This window comes from Bacillus sp. SIMBA_031, assembly GCF_046535225.1.
In the GTDB taxonomy this organism is placed as follows: Bacteria; Bacillota; Bacilli; order Bacillales; family Bacillaceae; genus Bacillus; species Bacillus velezensis.
In genome coordinates, this window is the sequence record NZ_JAWRXC010000126.1 from 1 (window position 1) to 292 (window position 292).

Below are 292 nucleotides of genomic sequence, written 5' to 3' on the forward strand. Positions count from 1 at the left end.
GTTAACATTAGAGAACAGATTATCTGGTCGATAAAAAACAGTAAATGGCTTCACTGCAAAATGACCGTTAGTAAACTAGGTAATGACTCCAACTTATTGATAGTGTTTTATGTTCAGATAATGCCCGATGACTTTGTCATGCAGCTCCACCGATTTTGAGAACGACAGCGACTTCCGTCCCAGCCGTGCCAGGTGCTGCCTCAGATTCAGGTTATGCCGCTCAATTCGCTGCGTATATCGCTTGCTGATTACGTGCAGCTTTCCCTTCAGGCGGGATTCATACAGCGGCCAG

At 45.9% G+C, this 292-nt stretch carries 1 protein-coding gene; it reads right to left on the minus strand.

Annotation, left to right across the window (positions count from 1 at the left end; genetic code table 11):
* Window positions 1-93: 93 nt before the first annotated feature.
* A partial coding sequence (locus SB724_RS19780) for an IS1 family transposase (protein WP_000327172.1) occupies window positions 94-292 on the minus strand: 199 nt, incomplete at its 5' end.